This is a genomic window from Streptomyces sp. NPDC046215 (genome assembly GCF_040646215.1).
GTDB lineage: Bacteria > Actinomycetota > Actinomycetes > Streptomycetales > Streptomycetaceae > Streptomyces > Streptomyces stramineus.
In genome coordinates this window covers 16036-35461 of record NZ_JBEYZW010000047.1, presented here as the reverse complement: position 1 = coordinate 35461, position 19426 = coordinate 16036, and the positions used below count along the sequence as shown (strand labels likewise).

Genomic DNA, 19426 nt, shown 5'->3' with positions numbered 1-19426 from the left:
TGTCAACGGACCTGAGTGGGGCACACTCAACTTTTATGTCAGTCCTACCGTCACGCGGGACGGCGGCGCGGGTGCGAAGGGTGGTGCGAAGGGTTGCCTGAGCGACACAGATCACCGGCGGTGCGCCTATAACGCGGGTGCGCGAGTGAGTAGTCTCGTACGGACTGGATAAGTTACCCATTAGTAATCCCGCTCTCGCAGGTTCGAGGAGCCCATCCATGCAACTCGCCGCGATCATCGTGTCGCTGGTCCTCATCGCGGTCGGCGTCGCGCTGTTCGGCCGAGCCATTTGGCAGATCTACCGCTTCATGCGGCTCGGTCAGCCCGTGCCCGCCGGTTCCCGAACGGGCGACCCCGCGCAGCGCACCCTCACCGTCGCCAAGGAGTTCCTCGGCCACACGAGGATGAACCGCTGGGGCGTCGTCGGTGTGGCGCACTGGTTCGTCGCGGTGGGCTTCTTCTCGCTGCTGCTGACGATCGTCAACGCCATCGGCCAGCTCTTCAAGGCCGACTGGATGCTGCCGGTCATCGGCGAGTGGGCCCCGTACAACGTCTTCGTCGAGTTCCTCGGCACGATGACCGTGCTCGGCATCCTGACGCTCATCGTCATCCGGCAGCTGAACCGGCCGGGCAAGCCGGGCCGCAAGTCCCGCTTCGCCGGCTCGAACACCGGCCAGGCGTATTTTGTCGAGACCGTCATCCTCGTCGTCGGCGTCTGCATCTTCATGCTGCACGCCCTCGAAGGCGCCCAGCACCACGTGGACGGCTACGAGTCCTCGTTCTTCATCTCGTACCCGGTCGTCTCGTGGCTGGAGGGGATGGACGTCTCCACGCTCCAGAACCTCACCTACTTCTTCGCGGGTCTGAAGATCGCGACGTCGTTCATCTGGATGATCACGGTCGCGCTGAAGACGGACATGGGCGTGGCCTGGCACCGCTTCCTGGCCTTCCCGAACATCTGGTTCAAGCGTGAGGCGAGCGGCGACGTCGCCCTCGGCGCGCTGCTGCCGATGGCGAGCGGCGGCAAGCCGATCGACTTCGAGGACCCGGGCGAGGACGACGTCTTCGGCGTCTCCAAGGTCGAGGAGTTCTCCTGGAAGGGCCTGCTCGACTTCTCCACCTGCACCGAGTGCGGCCGCTGCCAGTCGCAGTGCCCCGCCTGGAACACCGGCAAGCCGCTCTCCCCCAAGCTCCTGATCATGGCGCTGCGCGACCACGCGCACGCCAAGGCGCCCTACCTGCTCGCGGGCGGCGGCAAGGACGCCGAGGGCACGGAGCAGGCCACCGCGGAGCAGCTGAAGGACGTCCCGGCGGCGGCCCTCGCCGAGGCCGAGCGGCCGCTGATCGGCACGCTGGAGGAGAACGGCGTCATCGACCCGGACGTCCTGTGGTCGTGCACCACCTGCGGCGCCTGTGTCGAGCAGTGCCCGGTCGACATCGAGCACGTCGACCACATCGTCGACATGCGCCGCTACCAGGTGATGATCGAGAGCTCCTTCCCGTCCGAGGCGGGCACGATGCTCAAGAACCTGGAGAAGAAGGGCAACCCCTGGGGCCTGGCCAAGAAGCAGCGACTGGCCTGGACGAAGGAGGTCGACTTCGAGATCCCGGTCGTCGGCAAGGACATCGAGGACCTCACCGAGGTCGACTACCTCTACTGGGTCGGCTGCGCCGGCGCCCTGGAGGACCGCGCCAAGAAGACCACGAAGGCCTTCGCGGAGCTGCTGCACATCGCGGGCGTGAAGTTCGCGATCATGGGCGGCGACGAGGCGTGCACCGGTGACTCGGCCCGCCGCCTGGGCAACGAGTTCCTCTTCCAGCAGCTCGGCCAGCAGAACGTCGAGATGCTGAACATGGCCTTCGGCGAGAGCGATGGCGAGGACGGCGAGCCCGCCGTCAAGGTCGAGAAGTCGAAGAAGAAGATCGTCGCGACCTGCCCGCACTGCTTCAACACCATCGCCAACGAGTACCCGCAACTCGGCGGCGACTACGAGGTCATCCACCACACCCAGTTGCTCCAGCACCTCATCGACGAGGGCAAGCTGGTCCCGGTCACTCCGGTCGAGGGTCTGATCACCTACCACGACCCCTGCTACCTGGGCCGGCACAACAAGGTCTACACACCGCCGCGCGAGATCATCGCGAAGGTGCCGGGCCTGCGCAACGAGGAGATGCACCGCCACAAGGAGCGCGGCTTCTGCTGCGGCGCCGGCGGAGCGCGCATGTGGATGGAGGAGCGGATCGGCAAGCGCATCAACAACGAGCGCGTCGACGAGGCCCTGTCCCTCAACCCGGACATCGTCTCCACCGCCTGCCCGTTCTGCCTCGTCATGCTGACCGACTCGGTCAACGGCAAGAAGAACGACGGCAAGGCCAAGGAGTCCATCCAGGTGGTGGACGTCTCCCAGCTGCTCCTGGAATCGGTGAAGACCCCGGCCGAGCCCGCGGGCGACGGCGAGCCGGCGGACGCCCCGGAGCCTGAGCCGGTGAAGTAGCCCGCTTCGAACACTCCACGACGGCCGGTGCCCTTCGGGGGCCGGCCGTCGGCGTACCGGCGCCTCCAGACCTGACGTCCCATCAGTGGTGTCGGTCACCCGGGCCGGGAACCGTTGACCTCAAGCGCGGTTGAGCTCCTAGCGTTCTTCTCATGACGACGACGCAGACCGCCCCCGCGGACCCCGACAGCGCCCCCGTGCCCAGCCAGCCCATCGGCTACTGGGCCACGGCGGCAAGTAAGGCGGTCCTCCAGCACATCCAGAGCGCCATGGCACGGCTGGACATCACCCAGCCGCACTGGTGGGTGATCAACCAGGTCAGCGGCTCCGCCGAGGGCCTGACCCGCGACGAGCTCCGGGGGCGGCTGGGCGCCTTCGTCGACAACGGCGAAGAGATGGTCGGGCGCGCCGCCGACGGCCTCCTCGCCCGCGGCTGGCTCACCGCGGACGCCGCCGGACGGCTCCTCCTCACCGACACCGGCCGGGAGGCGCGGGGCCGTATCAAGGAGCTCGTCACCGAGCTGCGGGCCGAGATCCACGAGGGCATACCGGACGAGGAGTACGTGATCGCGCTGTCCGTACTCCAGCGCATGATCCGCAACGTCGAGGCGAAGGCCGCGCGGGCGTAGCAGCTACGCCGGGCCCGGGCGGAGCCCCTTCCCCCTCCATGATCAAATGGCGTGGGGCGCCCGGTGCCGGGCGGCTCCGCCAAACCCCCGACGTTTCCCCTAGGGGATGTCACAGCTCGGCCGCAAAGGCGGGCCCGTTCTCCCGGGCCCGGCTCGGCACTCTTCGGAAGCGGGTACGTTCGAGGCGTGGCTGGATTCAGGATGGGACGCGGACGGGACTCTCACGACCCCGCGCAGCAAGGACAGCGCCCGGGGCAGCAGTACCAGGCCCCGTACGGCGGCCAGGGCGATGCCCGGCAGTGGCAGCAGCCGTCGGCGTACGACGAGCCGGAGTACTTCGGCGGAGGCAGCGGTGACGGCGGCGGCCGGCCGGGGCCCGACCAGTACGGCCGGTACGGCCACGGCCCCGGACAGGACGGCGGCCAGTACGGCGGCCGGGGCCACGCGGGCCCCGGCCCGTACGGCGGCGGGCCGCAGGGGCCGGGCCCCCAGGACCCGTACTACGGCCGGACGGCCGACAATCCGGGCCACACCCAGCAGTTCAGCCTCGGCGACGCCCCGGACGGGTACGGCGGCGGGCCGGCCCCGTACCCGTACGACCCGCAGGGCGACGGCTCGTACAACACCGCGGACACCTATCGCGCGGGCCAGCAGCCTCCCCCGCCGGTCGGCCCGCGCCTGCCGTGGAAGGAGCTGCTGACGGGCATCGTGCTGCGCCCGTCGGCCACCTTCTGGCAGATGCGCGACCACGCGGTGTGGGTGCCGGCGCTGATCGTCACGTTCGTCTACGGCCTGCTCGCGGTGTTCGGCTTCGACAAGGCCCGCGAGGACGTGCTGAACTCCACGTTCGCCAACAGCATCCCCGAGGTGCTGATCACCGGTGTCGTCGTGGTGATCTCCGGTCTGATCCTCGGCGCGGTCACGCACACGCTGGCCCGTCAGCTCGGCGGTGACGGCCTCTGGCAGCCGACGGTCGGCCTCTCCATGCTGATCATGTCGCTCACGGACGCGCCGCGGCTGCTCTTCGCGATGTTCCTCGGCGGCGACAGCACGCTCGTCCAGATCCTGGGCTGGGCGACGTGGCTGGTGGCGGGCGCGCTGTTCACGTCCATGGTGAGCAAGTCGCACGACCTGCCGTGGCCGCGGGCGCTGGCGGCGTCGGCGATCCAGCTGGTCGCACTGCTGTCGATCATCAAGCTGGGCACGCTGTAAGGCGTCGGATGTTCGAAGAGGGCCCCCGCTGCCGTGCGGCAGCGGGGGCCCTCTTCGTGCGTCCGGGCGCTTACGCGTCGAGGACCTGGCCCTCGCGGCGGACCACCGGCGGCTCGACGCTCCACGGGAAGTTGATCCACTCGTCCGTGCGCTTCCACACGTACTCGCACTTCACCAGCGACTGCGCCTTCTCGTAGATCACGGCGCTGCGGACCTCGGCGACGTGGTCGAGGCAGAAGTCGTGCACCAGCTTCAGCGTCTTGCCGGTGTCGGCGACGTCGTCCGCGATGAGGACCTTCTTGTTGGAGAAGTCGATCGCGTTGGGGACCGGGGCGAGCATGACCGGCATTTCCAGGGTGGCGCCCACACCGGTGTAGAACTCGACGTTCACCAGGTGGATGTTCTTGCAGTCCAGCGCGTACGCCAGGCCGCCCGCGACGAAGACGCCGCCGCGCGCGATGGAGAGGATGATGTCCGGCTCGTAGCCGTCGTCCGCGATGGTCTGCGCCAGCTCACGGATGGCCTGCCCGAAGATCGGGTAGGTCAGGTTCTCGCGGATGTCACTCACTGTTGCTCTTCGCCTTGTTCTGCTCAGACCTGCGTACGGTGGAAGTTCTGGAAGGAGCGCGAGGCCGTCGGCCCGCGCTGGCCCTGGTAGCGGGAGCCGTGCTTGGCGGACCCGTAGGGATGCTCGACGGGCGAGGTCAGCCGGAACATGCACAGCTGCCCGATCTTCATCCCCGGCCACAGCTTGATCGGGAGCGTGGCCATGTTCGACAGCTCCAGCGTCACGTGCCCGGAGAAGCCCGGGTCGATGAAACCGGCCGTCGAGTGCGTCAGCAGGCCGAGCCGGCCGAGGCTGGACTTGCCCTCCAGACGGGAGGCCACGTCGTCGGGGAGCGTGATGACCTCGTACGTCGAGGCGAGCACGAACTCACCGGGGTGCAGGATGAACGCCTCGTCACCCTCCGGCACCACCTCACGGGTGAGGTCCGCCTGCTCGACCGCGGGGTCGATGTGCGGGTACCGGTGGTTCTCGAACACCCGGAAGTAGCGGTCCAGCCGCACATCGATGCTCGAGGGCTGCACCATCGATTCGTCGAACGGGTCGATGCGCACGCGGCCGGCGTCGATCTCGGTCCGGATGTCCTTGTCTGAGAGAAGCACGGGTCGAGGATACGCGGAGAAGACGGACAACGCGGGCCCGGTCCGCCCGGACCGGGCCCGCGCGCCCCTCATCGCTTCTGCATACCGCCCGTGACCGGCACCGAATGCCTCAGCCGGGCACAGCGCGGACAGCGGAGGAGCCGCCCGGGACCGATCCGCCCGGGGCCGAGATTCTGCATCGGGAACGAAGCGGTGCTGAACACGTGCCCTTCGGCACAACGAACGACGGTGCGCTCCATAGAGCTCCCTTTCCCCAGGTGCGTGAAGACAAAAGCCACATTAGGGGATGAATGGGAGTGGCTCGAAGGCGGCACCCCGGAACCCGGTCCGCCGACATCCGCCCCCCACGGTACGCCCCAACTCCCCGCCCCCACGGCCGCATCCCCACCCGCCCCAACGACCCCTCCCACGACAAGAAGGCCCCCGGGGCACGTGCGCCGGAGACCTTCGATGGGGTAGAGTGTGCGACGATGCGACACCCTGAAACGGGCGTCCTCGCGGGTGTAGTTTAATGGTAGAACATGAGCTTCCCAAGCTCAGAGCGCGAGTTCGATTCTCGTCACCCGCTCCATATCGAAGTCCCAGGCCGATGGCCCGGGGCTTTTTTGTTGTCCTCTCCTCGGCCCGGGCCGGGCTCCCCGCGGCGTCGGTCAGGTGAGTGCGTCCGCGGGCGTGGGGAGCCAGTACGTGACGCGCAGTGAGGCGTCGATGTAGACGTCCTTGGCCTGGAGGGTCGCCGGTGCCATCCTGTCGCTGCCCTGGAAGCCGATCTCCAGGCTCCGGACCGTGCGGCCCTCGCCGCCGCTGCCGTCGCCCGCGGACAGGATCACGCCCGCGTAGCCCTTCTTGCCCGGGGCGAGCGAGACGACCGCCTGCGGCTTGCTCTGCTCCATGACCGGCGGGACGGACTGGGCGCCCTCAAACTTGACGATCGGGTAGCCCGGCAGATCGCACATCTTCGAGCCCGTGTTGGTGATCGTGAGCAGCATGTGGTTGAGCGGGCGGGGGACCGGCGCGGCGGTGATCTTGCTGTTGGCGGCCGTGCAGGGCACGCGCTTCGCCGGGGCGTTCGGGTCGTCGTCCGCGGCCGGGGCCGAACCCCGGCCCGCGCCCTTGCCGCTCGTCCCCTTCTCCCCGGGGGCCGTGGCGCCCGTCGAGCGGTCCGGCTTCGGGGCCGGCTGGGCCGGCTTGCCCTCGTCCATCGGCTCCGAGGGCTGCTCGGCCTCCGAGGCGGCACCCTCCTGGCGGGTGCCCTCTCCGTTGTCGCACGCCGTCAGGGCGAGCGCGGCGAACGCGACGGAGGCGGCGGCGAGCAGACGGAGCCGGCGGGTGGAGGCGCGCATGGGGGATCTCTTTCTTCGCGGGGACGGCGGCGGAGCGCCGCTCGACCGGATCCGGGAGCGGCGTGCTTGGATGACGAAAGCTTGTGCGACGCCGCGTCCCGGGCGCCAGCACAACTGGCCACTTCGGGATGCCGGAACGCTCGCACCAGCTCTGACCTGGGGGAAGGGATGTTCCCTGGAACGGGGACATGGGACGGAGGAGTGAGTGACGTGGAGGCAAGCGATCTCGCGGACATGCTGCGGGCGCTCAAGGAGCGGTCGGGCCTGAGTTATGGGGTGCTGGCCAAGCGACTGCACGTCAGCACGTCGACTCTGCACCGGTATTGCAGCGGGTCCACCGTGCCGGCGGAGTTCGCTCCCGTGGAGCGGCTGGCCCGGCTGTGCAAGGCCACTCCGGAAGAGCTGATGCAGGTCCACCGGCTGTGGATCATCGCGGACGCGACGCGCGGCCGTAAGGCGCAGGCCGACGGGGAGCCGGCCGACGCCCCGCGGAGCGGTGCTGCCGCGCCGGCGGAGGAGGCTGAGGCCGAGGAGTCTGAGGAGGCAGAGGGCAAGGCGCCGGCGCCCGTCGCCGCGCCCCTTCCTTCCCCTCCGCTTTCTCTCCCTTCCGCCGGCGCGAAGCCGGCCGGCCGCCCGCAGCGGGAACGGCGGCCGCGGAAAGCCGTGCTGGCCGCCCTGGCCGTCGTCTGCGTGATGGGCTCGGCCGCGCTCGCCGTCGGCCTCGTCAACAGCGGTGCCGACGACGACGGGACGAAGCGGTCCGCCGCGGCGTCCTCTCCGGACAGGCCCGAGGCGGCCGCCCCCGGGAAGCCCGGCCGGCACCCGTCCGGCACGCCGTCCTCCTCCGCTTCGCAGGAGGGGAAGGGACAGGAACGCGACGAGCCCACCGCGTCCGCGGGGCCGGGCGGCACCGCGTCGCCCCTGACGTCCGGCAAGCAGGACAGTGGTGACGGCAAGCGCGAGGGCAAGGCAGGCGCCGAGGGGGGCGACGCGCCGCTGATCGCGCACACCCGGCCCTATGCCTATGAAAGCCCTTGCTCCCAGCGGTTCCTGGTCAACCGTGCCCCCGGCGAGATGCCCAAGCCCCCCATCGAGCAGGACGCGCCCGCCTGGGTGTCGGAGCTCGGCGCCGTCACCGCCGACCACCAGTTCATCAAGATCACTTTGCAGGGTGCCGACAAGGACACGGTTGTGCTCGAAGGGCTCAACGTCCGGGTGGACAGCGCGAGCGCGCCGCTCACCTGGAACGCGTACGCCACGGGCGTCGGCTGCGGCGGCGATGTGGCGACGCGGGCCTTCGGCGTCGACCTGGACGCCGGGGCTCCCGCCCTCACCCCGGTGGCCGGCCAGCGCGACTTCCCGTACAAGGTGAGCCGCGCCGACCCCGAGGTCTTCTACGTCAAGGCCGACGTCCGGCAGCGCGACGTGCGGTGGCACCTGGAACTGCAGTGGTCCAGCGGCGGCCGGCGCGGGACCCTGCGGATCGACGACCAGGGCCGGCCCTTCCGCACCAGCGGTTCGGCGGGCAGGCCCTCGTACCAGCAGCCGCCGGGGGCTCCGCGGTGGGGGCCGGAGCCCAAGGACTGAACCGCGTTCCACCGGAGCGTTCCACAGCCTGGCATTTGCGCAGGTCAGACGGGTGCGGCCGTTCCACCGTCCCCGAAGGGCGGGCGGGCCTTGTTGCGGGGACGGGTGGCGCCGCAGGCTGGTGATGCCTCGGGAAACACCGGGCCATCACCCGTCACTGACGAACCATCAGGAGCTTTCATGCGCTTCGCACGTCTCATCGCCTCCGCCGCCCTGTCCGGCGCCGCTGTCCTGGCAGCGGCGGCCGGTCCCGCCCAGGCCGCCCCGCAGGCGGACGGTGGCCCGGTCCGGGCGCTCTGCTCCACCTCGTCCGCCGACTTCACGGTGCAGAACGTCAGCCGCCCGATCAACCACCAGTTGCTGACCGTCACCAACACCGGCTCCGAGTCCTGCGCCGTCCTCAAGGCCCCGCTCCTGGGCTTCGACGACGACACGTACGTCGGCGCCCAGGCGATCGAGGAGTCCGCTCCGCAGGCGGTCGTGACGCTGAAGCCGGGCGAGTCCGCCTACGCGGGCATCCGGCTGTCGTCCGCCGACGGCTCCGGGGAGAACGGGCGTTACGTCCGCACCCTGCACGCGTTCCTGGACAGCGGTGACGGCTCGGAGGGCGGGCCCGACTCGATCGCTCTGCCGAAGGACACGTGGATCGACGACAGCGCGGCCGTCACCTACTGGCAGACGGAGGTCTCCGACGCCCTGATGTGGTGACGTGGGTGAGCCGCAGTGCCCCGGGCCGGTGGCCCGGGGCACTGCGGCGGGCGGTCAGGTGTCGTGCACCGTGATGGCGCCCGCCGGGCAGAGTGCCGCCGCCAAGCGGGCCTTCCCCGCCTGGTGCGGTGGGAGGGCGGTGGTCAGGACGACGGCCAGGCCTTCCTCTTCGTCCTGGTCGTACACCTCCGGGGCCGTCAGGGCGCACATGCCCGCTCCCACGCAGCGTTCGCGGTCGATGGTGATGTCCATGCGCGCTACTCCGCGTCCCAGGTGACGGGGAGCCGGTGCACCCCGTAGATGCTCAGGCCGGTGCGCAGCGGTACCTCCTCCGGCGGGACCGCCAGGCGCAGGGTCGGGAAGCGGGTGAAGAGGGCCGGGAGGGCCACCCGCATCTCGACGCGGGCGAGCTGCTGGCCCAGGCACTGGTGGATGCCGTGGCCGAACGACAGGTGGCCGGTGGCCTTGCGGGTCAGGTCGAGGGTGTCGGGGGCGTCGAAGCGGGCCGGGTCGCGGTTGGCGGCCTGGATGGAGACGGTGACGGACTCGCCGGCCCTGATCAGCTGTCCGTCGAGCTCGACGTCCTCCCGTGCCGCGCGGACCCCGGTGTGGCCGATGGTCAGGTAGCGCAGGAGTTCCTCGACGGCCTGGTCGGCGAGGGCGGGGTCGGCGCGCAGGGCGGCGGCCTGTTCGGGGTGGGTCAGCAGGGCGAAGGTGCCGAGGGCGATCATGTTCGCCGTGGTGTCGAGGCCCGCGGCGAGGAGGAAGCCGCCGATGCCGGCGAGTTCCTCGTCGGTGAGGTCGGTGGTGGTCAGGTCGCTGAGCAGGTCGTCGGTGGGGTGGGCCCGTTTGGCCGGGACCAGTTCCTGGATGAGCTCACCGACCCCGGTCAGGGCGGCGATCTGTTCGTCCACGGTCGACGCGGGGTCGCTCAGCGCCGCGGCGCGCGCCGTGAACGTCGTGCGGTCGGCGTCGGGCACGCCGAGGAGTTCGCAGATCATCAGGGCCGGGACGGGGTGGGCGAAGGCCCGGACCAGGTCGGCCGTGGGCCCCCAGCGCTCCATGGCGTCGAGGTGTTCGGTGGTGATCTCCTCGACGCGGGCGGTCAGCGCGCGCATCCGGCGGACCGTGAACTTGCCGGTGAGCAGCCTCCGGTAGCGGGTGTGCTCGGGGGCGTCGATGCCGGTGAGGTCGCCGACCGTCGCCGGGGGGATCTCCATGCCCTCCGTGCCGGGGAGGGGGAAGGGGGAGTGCATGAGCTCGTAGCGGGAGCTGAAGCGGGGGTCGGCGAACACGGCGCGGGCCGTGGCGTGGCCGGTGGCCAGCCAGCCCAGGTGTCCGTCGGGGTAGCGCATGCGGGTGAGCGGCTGCTGCTCGCGCAGCGCGGCCAGTTCGGCGGGCGGGTCGAAGGGGCAACCCGCGGGGCGGTCGGTCGGTAACGTCACGGGCGGGTGCGTGGACGCATCGTGCTGCACGGTGTCCTCCGGTACGGGGTCGGGTTGGGTCGGGTGTGCTCGGTGGGTGGCGCGGCGCGCGGTGGCGCTCGTGCCGACGCCGGGGCCTTGGATGCGCATATGGGCATGGACATGACACTCCGCTCTCTGTGCTCCGCTGTGACCTCCGCCGCGGTGGTGGCGGAGACGGTCGGTCAGGCGCGGTGGCTGACTCCGGCGGTGTCGAAAGAAGGCATGGCTGTCCCGTCCTCATGGCTCTGTGAAGTGTTTGCGCTGGTGGGAAGCGTGGTGCGAAAGAGACGGGTGGTGCTGCGGCTCCCGGCTAGCGGACCCAGCCGGTGAACCCTTGCGAGCCCGCGTAGCGGACGCGGCCGGAGGGCCGGACGGGCTCGCCGGGCTCCAGGGCGGCGGCGACGGCCCGGACCAGCCAGGCGTTGACCGAGAGGCCCTCCTGGCCGGCGGCCTCTTCGACCCGGGTCTTCAGGTGGGCAGGGAGCCGGAAGTTGATCCGCGCGGTGCCGCCCTCCTCCCCCTCGGCGGGGACGGGCTGCCGGCCGGGCGCCGGGTCGCTCACCCGCTCCGCGGCCTCCGTGAACACCTCACCCGGCGGCGGTGTCACCACGAACTCGGGGTCGAGGCCGCGCAGCCGTACGTCGACCGAGCCCGGCGCCAGATCGCGGGTGACCTCGCCCATGGCGGCGGACAGGGCGTTGAGCAGGGTGAGGCGGGCGGCCGACTCCAGGGGAGCGGTGAGCCGCTCGGCCAGGGCCCGGGCTTCGGCTCCCCCCGCGTCCGCGGCGACCGCGAGTTCGTTCCGGAGGTGGTCGACGTAGGGGGTGAGGTCCATATCGTCATCATGGCATCGTCGTGGCGCCATTGCAAGCATTAATGGCACCACCTTGGCGCCATGTGGCGCCAAGGTGGCGGGGCGTGGCGCACGCGTAGCCCCGGAGAGTGGTTTCCGGGGGGATTCCGCGAGGTGACGGGAGCGGGGCCGCCCGTTCGGCGTCCCCTGGGAAGGGTCGCCCCACGAGGGGGTGACGGCGGATCCGAGGGAGCGACGTCATGAAGTATCTGGTGATGGTGCTGGGCTCACAGGCCGACTACGCCGCCATGGGCGGCTCGGCGTCCGCGGGCAGCCCGGCCTGGAGCGAGGAGGAGCTGCAGGCGATGTTCGCGTACATGGGGGAGATCAACAAGGACCTCACCGCGTCCGGTGAGCTCGTCGACGGGCAGGGCCTGGTCGAGCCCGCGCGGACCCGCTTCGTGAACCTGGGCGAGGACGGGCAGCCGGTGATCACGGACGCTCCGTACGGCGAGACGGAGGAGGTGCTCGCCGGCTACTGGCTGCTGGAGTGCGCCGACCTGGAACGGGTCACCGAGATCGCCGCACGCGTCGCCCGGTGTCCCGTGCCCGACGGCTCTCCCGACCACCCGGTCGTCATCCGGCCGGTGGACTCGGGCCCGGACGCGGGATAGGGCGTTTCCGTTTCCGGCGGCGAGGCGCCGTGCCGGGCGTCGCGGCCCCGGGCCGGTCCGTACGGCACGCCCCGGCCGGGCCGCCCGGCCCCCGGGCGGTCACCGCCCGGGGGCCGGGGCCGGTTCAGGCGAGCGGCTTGCGCAGGAGCAGCATGAAGAAGCGGGTCTTGCGGGCGACAACCTCCCGCGCCTTCGGCAGGCCGTTGATCACGCCGTCCATGAACTCGGCGCCGAACCGCTCGGTGAACTCCTCGCGCCGGTCGTGGCAGACGAGGGCCATCACGTTCATGGTCATCGCCAGGTTCGCCGACAGGTCCTTCAGCTCCAGGGTCTCGAAGCCCGCCTCGCCGACGAGCGCGAAGAAGTCCGGCAGCCGGGGCGGGAGGTTGCTGGCCAGCATCCCCTCGAAGACGGCGACGTCCTCCTCGGTCAGCTCGCCCGTCAGGACCGACTCCAGGACCAGGAGGTCACCGCCGGGGCGCAGGACCCGCCACGCCTCCGCGAGCGCCTTGGCCCGGTCCATGTGACACAGGCTCTCGACCGCCCAGGCGCTGTCGAAGGTGCCGTCCGCATAGGGCAGTTGCATGGCGTCGGCGTACTCGAAGGTGAGCCGCTCGCTGAGGCCGTTGTCGGCGGCGAGCCGGTTGGCGCGCTCGATCTGTTCCTTGCTGACGGAGACGCCGGTGACCTTGGCGCCGCGCTGCCGGGTCAGGCGTAACGCCGAGCGCCCGGTGCCGCAGCCGATGTCCAGGACGTGCGCGTCGGCCCGGGGGTTCAGGGTCTCGACGAGGAAGTCGGTGTAGCGGTCCTGGGCCTGTGACGAGAGGTCGACCAGGTCCAGACTCGTGGGGTGGGGTTCGTCCGGCGGGAACCACAGACCGCAGTGCACGCTCTCGCCGAGGGTCTGGTGGTAGATGTCGCCGAACGTGTCGTACCAGTCCCCCACCTGGTCGGCGGTGACCATCAATTCCGGGGCGGATTCCTGCGGCACGCTGTGCTCCTTCCAGGGATCGGCTGCCCGACAGCCCCTTCCCGGAGGCCGGGAAGGGGCTGTCGAGGGCTGCCCGTACGGAGGTTCACGGCGGGCGATCAAGCGCCCGCCGGGGTGAAGCCTCCAGGAGCCCCGCGGTCACCGGCAAGGCCGCCTCCCGGCCGGGCCTGCCTCGGCGTTTCTTTCCGGCCATCAGCGCGGGGCGTGCGCGTCGAGGATCGCCGCGGGCAGGTACTCCGAGCGGACGGGCACGGGCAGCAGGCCCCGCGCGCGGGCGTGGCAGGCGAGCGCGAGGACGTCCAGGCCGATCAGCGCGTCCACGCCCTCGGCGCGGTCACCGACGCTGTAGTGGTCGCGGTGCTCCTCCAGCGCGTCGGCGAGCGCGAGCGCGAAGCCCGCGGCGTCCCCGGCGACGAGCTGGGAGAGCAGCACGGCGGGCGGGCACAGGAAGTCGCCTCCCCGGGCGAGCAGCGCCGTCCGGGCGAGCAGGGCGCGGTCGGTGGCGGGCCGGGCGTCGGCGCCGCGCAGGTGGTCGTGGAGGGCGTCGCGGTAGGTCGTCGAGACGAGGGTGCGGTCCTCGCCGGCGAAGACTGCGGGGTCGACGGCGAGCAATTCTTCCAGCGGCCGGCGCGCGCCGGCCGCCAGGGCGGCGCCCACGGCCGCGGTCCACGCGCCGGAGCGGGTGTCGCGCTGCCGCCCCACGTGGGGCAGCGACAGGGTGGTGCCCCCGATGACGACGTCGACCCGCTCCCCCGTCGCGGGGCCGGCGGTGCGGAAGGCGGCGGCGCCCAGTTCGGCGGCCAGGGTGAGGGCCTCCAGTTGCCGGGGGTCCGAGCCGTCCGGGTCGAAGGCCGCGCGCCCCTGGAAGCGGAGGATCTGGTACCGGGCGGTGCTCGGCAGCATCCGGGTGGCCAGGTGGAGATCGGCCTCCGGGTCGGCGAGCTCCGCCACCTTCTCGGCCGTGATGCGGTCGTAGGCCGACTCCCCGGACGGCGGGGTGCCGCCTGCGGGCGGCCGGACGACGGTCACGGTACGGCCCGCCGCGTGCTCGGCGGCGGCGGCCGGGTTCTTGTCCCGGCCGTAGGGGCCGACGCGGGGGCCGGGGGTGCGGCGGCCCGTGACGAGCGTCGCCGGCAGGTAGGCGGACTCGATGCCCGGCTCCCACCCTTCGCGCCGGGTCGCGAGGGCGGCCAGGGCGATAGCGCCGAGGGGCAGCAGGCTGCGCGGGCTCGCGGTGCCCCGGGCGTGGACCTCGTGGTGCCGGGCCAGCATCCCGGCCAGGCCGTCCCGGAACGCCTCCCGGTCACCGGTCAGCAGGGCCCGCGTGGCCGTCAGCTCCGGCACGCGCCACGCCTCCGGGCCCGTCGACTCGGCGAGGAGCGCGTCGAGCCGGGCGGCCGCCTCGGCGCGGTTCAGCGGCTCGCCGTCGTAGCCGTCACCCTCGTCGAGGTCGTAGTCGCGGACGTACGCGAGCAGCCCGAACGCCAGGTCCGCGGCGGCGCGCCTGCCCAAGGGGGCGTCGGCGGCCACGGCCAGGGCCTGCGCGGTCTCGCCGAAGGTGGCGGCCTCCGCCTCGTACCGGCCGCAGATGACCGCGAGGTGCAGCGCGCGGAGCCAGTCCTGAGCGCTCAGGTCCATCGCGGGGTCCTCGGCGGGCCGGTACGTCAGACCGAAGTTGACGTACTCGATGAAGACGTGGACCGGCTCCCACTGGTAGACGCCGAGGGTGACGACGCCCCGCGCCGCGTCGGCCGCGGCCCGCAGCGCCTGGTGGGCGTCGTTGCTCCGCAGGTCGGGGTCCGTCAGGGACAGGGCGCCGGCGTAGTCGAGGAACTCGTCGGCGATCAACTCCCAGCCGAAGGGGTCCCGGCCCTCGCTGTGCTGCATCAGGTCGACCTGACGGCCGATGCGGGAGGCGAAGTTCCCGACGGCCGCGGCGACTTGGGCGTCGGCCACGGCGTGGCGGGCTATGTGCGTGTTGTGCAAGGGGGGGCTCACTCGTCTCACTGGTCGCGCTGGTCGCGCGTCGCGCTGGGTCTCGCTGGTGTCACTCGTCTTCGAAGGGACCGGACGGGTTTTCCCGGGACGGCGGTTCCTCGAAGGGCGCGTCTTCGACGAGGCGTTCGGCGATGTCGTCGGCCCAGTGCTGGGCCCAGCGGCGGAGCTCGGCCCGCTCGGCGGCGCCCTGCCCGTGGCGGGCGAGTTCCCTGTCGTCGAGCCACTCGGCCGCCGCCAGCCGCGCCTGGAGGTCGGTGAGGTCGAGGGCACCGTCGCGGGTGTGCCGGCGGCCCAGCTCCTCCAGTTCGGCGGGGGACCAGCGGGTGGCGGCGGCGCGGACGTGCACGAGGTGCGGGACGAGCCCGAGGTCGGCGAGGGCGCGCACCTCCAGCCCGACGACGTCCTCGACGCCGGGCACGGGCCCGTACGCGCTCACCACCGGGGGCCGCCACAGCGTCTCCTTGCGGACGTCGACGGTGCGGCTCTCCTCGGAGCCGGAGCCGGGGCCGGGCCCGGGCCCTGTGACGTTCAGCCGCGCCGCGAGCGGGTCGATCGGGCCTGCCCCGACCTGCCAGCCGCGCTCGACCAGGCCGTCCCGGAGGACGGCGACGAGGTCGGCCATGGGGGTGGGGGTGTCGGTGACGAATTCGAGGGGGGTGGGGTGAGAGGTGCCGGTTGGTGCGGCCGGGGCATCGGGGGCCGGGCGCGGGGCGTCGGGGTAGGGGGCGTCCGGGTAGGCCGGATCCGGGCCGACGGCGCCGGGGCGGGCGGCTTCGGGGTAGGCCGCGTCCGAGCGGATGGCGTCCGGATGGGCCGCCCCGGAGTCGTCGGCGGCGGGCCCGTGGGCCGGGCGGCCGCCGGTCAGCCCGTGGGCGCGGACGGCGTGGGCACCGGCGAGCAGGAGCGCGTACGGCGCACCGAGGGCGAGCACGTCGGACAGCAGCCGACGATGAGGCCCGTCCGGAAGGGGCGCGGGCAGGTCGGGCAGCATGATCGCGATTATGACGGAAGCGGGGCCCTGCGGGCGGCTTGCCGTGCCTCGTGGCCCCCGGGCCTGTCGGCGGGCTTTCGGCTGCGGGCCGTCGTTGCCACGTTGCCGCCTGCGGCGGCGAGCGCCCTGCGGGCGCGTCCTCAAGCGCCGGACGGGCTGATGTGGCTGAGCTCAGCCAACTACCAGCCCGTCTGGGGGCACCTCCCAGCGGTAGCTGGGGGAGCCTGAGGACACCGCCGCGCAGCGGTGGTGCACCCCCACAAGCCGCCGACTCCGGCACCGGGCGCCTTGCGCGGGCTCGCCTTGCCTTGTGGCCCCCGGGGCCTGTCCGGCAGACCTTCGGCTGCGGGCCGTCGTGCCGCCTGCGGCGGCAAGCGCCCTGCGGGCGCGTCCTCAAGCGCCGGACGGGCTGATTCGGCTGAGCTCAGCCCACACCAGCCCGTCCGGCGTCTGAGGACACCGCCGCGCAGCGGTGGTGCAAGCCCCCACAAGCCGCCGGCTACGGCACCCGCTCGCCCTCGATCAGCTCCGTGACGCGCAGCAGCTCCGGGCGGATCTCCTCGGCCTCCAGCCTGTCCGTCGCGGCGAGCCGCTGCCAGGCGGCGTGCGCGTTGTGGAGGGCCCGCCGGGTCTCCTCCACAGGGGCCCGGGCCGTGTCACGGCGCTCGGTGGTGCGCAGGTGGAGGCGGGTCGTGGCGGCCCAGTCGTCCTGGATGATCAGTGACAGCCACGCGCGGGTGCCCAGCACGCCGATGGTGTGCGGGTGCAACGGCCCGTACTCCCGGTCGACGGCCGCTTCCAGTTCCTTGGCGGCCACCGCGGCGGCGGCCAGGTCACCGCGCAGCTCCGCCTCGACGATGCGGGCGAACCGTTCGGCGTGGTGCCCGGGCAGCGGGGCGTGCCAGCCGGTGGGGGCGGCGGGCCGGGGCGGGGCGGGAGCGGGTGCCGGGGCCGGCGGCGGCGTCGGGGCGGGCGGCGGCGGAGGCGCGGGGTGCGGTGCCTGCAACACCGTCACGGCACCGTCGTGGTCGACTATCAGCGGCCAGACGGACCCGTCCGGCTCCTTGGCGTTGATGCGTATCGGGTGCCCGCGCCGCGCCGCCCGTATGCGGATGTCGGCCAGGGCCGACGTCCGCGCGTCCTGACCGGGCAGGAGTTCGACGGGCTCGCCCTCGATCGTCGCCTCACCGTTGGTGCTGATGACAATGGTGTAGACGGGGGTCAGGGGGACCGAGTCGAGGTCCGTCACAACAGGCATGGTCAATCCTTACTTACCGCCGCTCTCTGCCAGCAGGCCGGGGTCCGCAGCCGCGCGCGGGCCCCGGCGCCATGATGACCCGGATCAGCCACCCTTGGGGTAGTAGGGCGGTGACCAGCCCAAATACTTCGCGTTCCACTTGGTCTCGATATCGGTGGCCGGAACGATGGAGATCGCCCCGGGGGTCACGATGTCGTTGGACGCGATCTTGCCGTCGCCGACGTAGAGGGCGACGTGCCCCGCGCGGTGCCCGGTGTCCCAGAACATCAGGGCACCCGGCGGCGGGTTGCGGTCGCCGTCGTGGCGCAAGTTCTTCGGCATCACGTCCTGGTAGTGGTCGATCGCGTAGTTCGTACCGGAGGAGCCCCGCCCGTATGTCGCGGCCGTGAAGGCGAGGCACATCGCGAACCAGTCCTTACGGCCGCTCGCGGCCTCGTCCTTGGCCCATCGGATCGCTTGCTCAGTCGTCCAGGGGTTCTTCACGAAGTCGGGCCAGCCGGCCTTGCTGTCGTGGAACGCCTCGCCGGGCTTGCCGGGGTTGCCGCCGCCCGACGTGTCGTTGCACGTCCCCGGCTTCTTCTCGGGGTCCTTGCCGTCCTTGCCGTCCTTGTCGCCACCGCCCCGCGAGCCGCCCTGCCGACCCGACTGACCGGGGTGGTTCTCGCCCGACCGCTCCAGGTCCAGGCCCGCCTCCTTGGCGATGCTCCGGGCCTGAGCCTCCTTGGGCCCGTAGGCGTCGGGGAGGCCGGACCGCTGCACCTTCTGTGCGGCGTCGTTGAGCGACAGGCTCTCCCACGCGACGTCCACCAGCCCGGGCGGATCACCGCTGTCGCCACCGAAGAAGAACATGTGAGCCGCGTACTTCGGGTCCTGGATCTGCTTCGGAGTGCCCCAGCCGGTGGACGGGCGCTGCTGGAAGATGCCCAGGGAGTCCCTGTCGCCGTGGTCGAGGTTCGACAGCTGCGACTCCGTGAGGCCCGTCATCAGGGCGATCAGGGTGGCCCTGCCCGGCAGCTTCCCCTCTTTGGCCACGTCGTCGATGATCTTCGCGTTCGCGACCTGCTCCTCGCGCAGCTTCTTGCTCGCACCCCCCGTGGTGTCGCCGGTCTGCCCGTTGCCGGCAGAGCCGTCGCTCCCGGGCGAGCCGGGCTTGGCGCAGCCGGCGGCGACGGCCGAGGGGCCGCCGCCGATTCCGGCCAGCATGCCCACGATCATCAGGAGGCCCATGAGGATGCCCATCGCGGGGATCCCGACCTTGAAGGCGAGTCCCTTGCGCAGCCCACCCGAGGCCAGGGCCAGAGCCTGACGTGTCACCACGCGCTCAGACCCCCAGGACCCGGCCCACGCGCCAGCCGTCGGAGGCACGCATGATCTCCGTCAGGTACACCCTCGTCTCGGTGTACTTCCGGTAGCCCTGGACCGTGATGTCGACGCTGACCTTGCGCCAGACGCGTACCTCCGTGTCCGCCTGCTGCCGCACGCGGTCGTCGTCGGCCGGGCCGACCGTCACCCGGACCACCTTCGAGACGCCGCCGTTGGAGACGAGCTCGCCCCACGCCTTGTCGTCGAAGTGCTTCAGGTTGTCCACCAGTGCGTCGGTCATCCACGGCGCGGCCCGGTCGACGGACGCGGTGTGCGTCCGGTCCACCGGGGGGTTGCGCGTGAGGTAGGCGCGGGCCCAGCCCTCCGCGGACTTCTCCGGCTTGCTGAGGTCGGCCGTCGCCGACGGCGAGGGCTGTGGTGCCCGCGGGGCCGGGGGCGCGGACGGCGGGGCGCTGTCCGGCGCGTCCAGGGTCCGGGCGCGGTCCCCCGCGTGCCCCACGGTCGACGGGGCTCCCGTGCGGTCCGGCCACCACTGGGTGGCGGCGGCACCGACGGCCAGGACGGCGGCGATCAGGAGGATCGCGCCGCCCGAGGTGATCGGCTCACGGCGCCGCTCCTCCGCCAGCCGCCGCTTGACCTCTTCGCGCTGCTCCTGCCGGTACGCCTTGCGGGCGCGCCTGCGCACACGGCGCTTGCCGGCCTTCTCGATCTCCTCGGGGTAGTCGTACTCCGCCTTGAGCAGTTCCCGCCACTCGGAGGGCGGGCGCTCGTCCTGCTTCTTACTCATCTGT

The 19426-nt window shown here is 72.0% G+C and carries 18 protein-coding genes and 1 tRNA gene; 7 read left to right on the top strand and 12 right to left on the bottom strand.

The window, feature by feature from the left end:
* The first annotated feature begins 218 nt into the window (after nucleotides 1-218).
* The 3 genes from ABZ951_RS20865 (at nucleotide 219) to ABZ951_RS20855 (ending at nucleotide 4336) form a co-directional block, all read left to right on the top strand.
* The gene (locus tag ABZ951_RS20865; RefSeq protein ID WP_344091391.1) at nucleotides 219-2495 is read left to right on the top strand and encodes a (Fe-S)-binding protein; all 2277 of its coding nucleotides are present in this window, start codon (nucleotides 219-221) and stop codon (nucleotides 2493-2495) included.
* 152 nt (nucleotides 2496-2647) lie between these two features.
* Complete coding sequence (locus ABZ951_RS20860) at nucleotides 2648-3124, top strand: MarR family winged helix-turn-helix transcriptional regulator (RefSeq protein WP_344091389.1); 477 nt, start codon at nucleotides 2648-2650, stop codon at nucleotides 3122-3124.
* A 201-nt stretch (nucleotides 3125-3325) separates the two neighbouring features.
* A complete protein-coding gene (locus tag ABZ951_RS20855) occupies nucleotides 3326-4336 on the top strand; it encodes a Yip1 family protein (protein ID WP_344091453.1) in 1011 nt (336 codons plus the stop codon).
* 70 nt (nucleotides 4337-4406) lie between these two features.
* Here ABZ951_RS20855 and ABZ951_RS20850 read toward each other — a convergent pair whose 3' ends face one another.
* Both ABZ951_RS20850 and dcd read right to left on the bottom strand, forming a co-directional pair.
* The gene (locus ABZ951_RS20850) at nucleotides 4407-4904 is read right to left on the bottom strand and encodes a phosphoribosyltransferase (protein ID WP_344091387.1); all 498 of its coding nucleotides are present in this window, start codon (nucleotides 4902-4904) and stop codon (nucleotides 4407-4409) included.
* Nucleotides 4905-4927: 23 nt separating this feature from the next.
* Nucleotides 4928-5503: a dCTP deaminase gene (gene dcd, locus ABZ951_RS20845; protein WP_344091385.1), complete on the bottom strand. Its 576-nt coding sequence runs from the start codon at nucleotides 5501-5503 to the stop codon at nucleotides 4928-4930.
* Nucleotides 5504-6000: 497 nt separating this feature from the next.
* On the opposite strand from dcd, the gene ABZ951_RS20840 reads away from it, so the two are divergent.
* Nucleotides 6001-6074 (top strand) — tRNA-Gly (locus ABZ951_RS20840).
* 79 nt (nucleotides 6075-6153) lie between these two features.
* Here ABZ951_RS20840 and ABZ951_RS20835 read toward each other — a convergent pair.
* Complete coding sequence (locus tag ABZ951_RS20835) at nucleotides 6154-6846, bottom strand: DUF4232 domain-containing protein (RefSeq protein ID WP_344091383.1); 693 nt, start codon at nucleotides 6844-6846, stop codon at nucleotides 6154-6156.
* 210 nt (nucleotides 6847-7056) lie between these two features.
* Here ABZ951_RS20835 and ABZ951_RS20830 point away from each other — a divergent pair, with 210 nt between their 5' ends.
* Nucleotides 7057-8433 carry a helix-turn-helix transcriptional regulator gene (locus tag ABZ951_RS20830; protein WP_344091381.1) on the top strand — a complete coding sequence of 459 codons (1377 nt, stop codon included), beginning with the start codon at nucleotides 7057-7059 and terminating at the stop codon, nucleotides 8431-8433.
* Between the two features lie 180 nt (nucleotides 8434-8613).
* Nucleotides 8614-9141 (top strand): DUF4232 domain-containing protein, encoded by a 528-nt coding sequence (locus ABZ951_RS20825; RefSeq protein WP_344091379.1) that lies wholly within the window; start codon nucleotides 8614-8616, stop codon nucleotides 9139-9141.
* Between the two features lie 54 nt (nucleotides 9142-9195).
* Here ABZ951_RS20825 and ABZ951_RS20820 read toward each other — a convergent pair whose 3' ends face one another.
* The 3 genes from ABZ951_RS20820 to ABZ951_RS20810 all read right to left on the bottom strand — a co-directional run bounded on the left by ABZ951_RS20820 (nucleotide 9196) and on the right by ABZ951_RS20810 (nucleotide 11442).
* Nucleotides 9196-9393 carry a ferredoxin gene (locus tag ABZ951_RS20820; RefSeq protein ID WP_344091377.1) on the bottom strand — a complete coding sequence of 66 codons (198 nt, stop codon included), beginning with the start codon at nucleotides 9391-9393 and terminating at the stop codon, nucleotides 9196-9198.
* A 5-nt stretch (nucleotides 9394-9398) separates the two neighbouring features.
* Entirely contained in the window at nucleotides 9399-10616 is a 1218-nt protein-coding gene (locus tag ABZ951_RS20815) for a cytochrome P450 (protein WP_344091451.1), read from the bottom strand.
* 301 nt (nucleotides 10617-10917) lie between these two features.
* Nucleotides 10918-11442, bottom strand: coding sequence for a hypothetical protein (locus tag ABZ951_RS20810; protein WP_344091375.1), 525 nt, complete (start codon nucleotides 11440-11442; stop codon nucleotides 10918-10920).
* A gap of 218 nt (nucleotides 11443-11660) precedes the next feature.
* Between ABZ951_RS20810 and ABZ951_RS20805 the strand changes: the two genes are divergently transcribed.
* Entirely contained in the window at nucleotides 11661-12074 is a 414-nt protein-coding gene (locus ABZ951_RS20805; RefSeq protein WP_344091373.1) for a YciI family protein, read from the top strand.
* 124 nt (nucleotides 12075-12198) lie between these two features.
* Here the strand turns inward: ABZ951_RS20805 and ABZ951_RS20800 are convergent, their stop codons facing one another.
* From ABZ951_RS20800 to ABZ951_RS20775, 6 genes are all read right to left on the bottom strand, one after another.
* Nucleotides 12199-13065, bottom strand: coding sequence for a methyltransferase domain-containing protein (locus ABZ951_RS20800; protein WP_344091371.1), 867 nt, complete (start codon nucleotides 13063-13065; stop codon nucleotides 12199-12201).
* A gap of 192 nt (nucleotides 13066-13257) precedes the next feature.
* On the bottom strand, nucleotides 13258-15051 hold the full coding sequence (locus ABZ951_RS20795; RefSeq protein WP_344091369.1) for an Imm49 family immunity protein: 1794 nt from the start codon (nucleotides 15049-15051) through the stop codon (nucleotides 13258-13260).
* A 61-nt stretch (nucleotides 15052-15112) separates the two neighbouring features.
* Nucleotides 15113-16054 (bottom strand): hypothetical protein, encoded by a 942-nt coding sequence (locus tag ABZ951_RS20790; protein ID WP_361280426.1) that lies wholly within the window; start codon nucleotides 16052-16054, stop codon nucleotides 15113-15115.
* A gap of 499 nt (nucleotides 16055-16553) precedes the next feature.
* The gene (locus ABZ951_RS20785; protein ID WP_361280424.1) at nucleotides 16554-17312 is read right to left on the bottom strand and encodes a hypothetical protein; all 759 of its coding nucleotides are present in this window, start codon (nucleotides 17310-17312) and stop codon (nucleotides 16554-16556) included.
* 84 nt (nucleotides 17313-17396) lie between these two features.
* Nucleotides 17397-18629, bottom strand: a complete 1233-nt coding sequence (locus tag ABZ951_RS20780) for a peptidase M23 (RefSeq protein WP_344091362.1) — start codon at nucleotides 18627-18629, stop codon at nucleotides 17397-17399.
* 4 nt (nucleotides 18630-18633) lie between these two features.
* A complete protein-coding gene (locus tag ABZ951_RS20775) occupies nucleotides 18634-19422 on the bottom strand; it encodes a hypothetical protein (RefSeq protein ID WP_344091360.1) in 789 nt (262 codons plus the stop codon).
* Nucleotides 19423-19426: the final 4 nt, after the last annotated feature.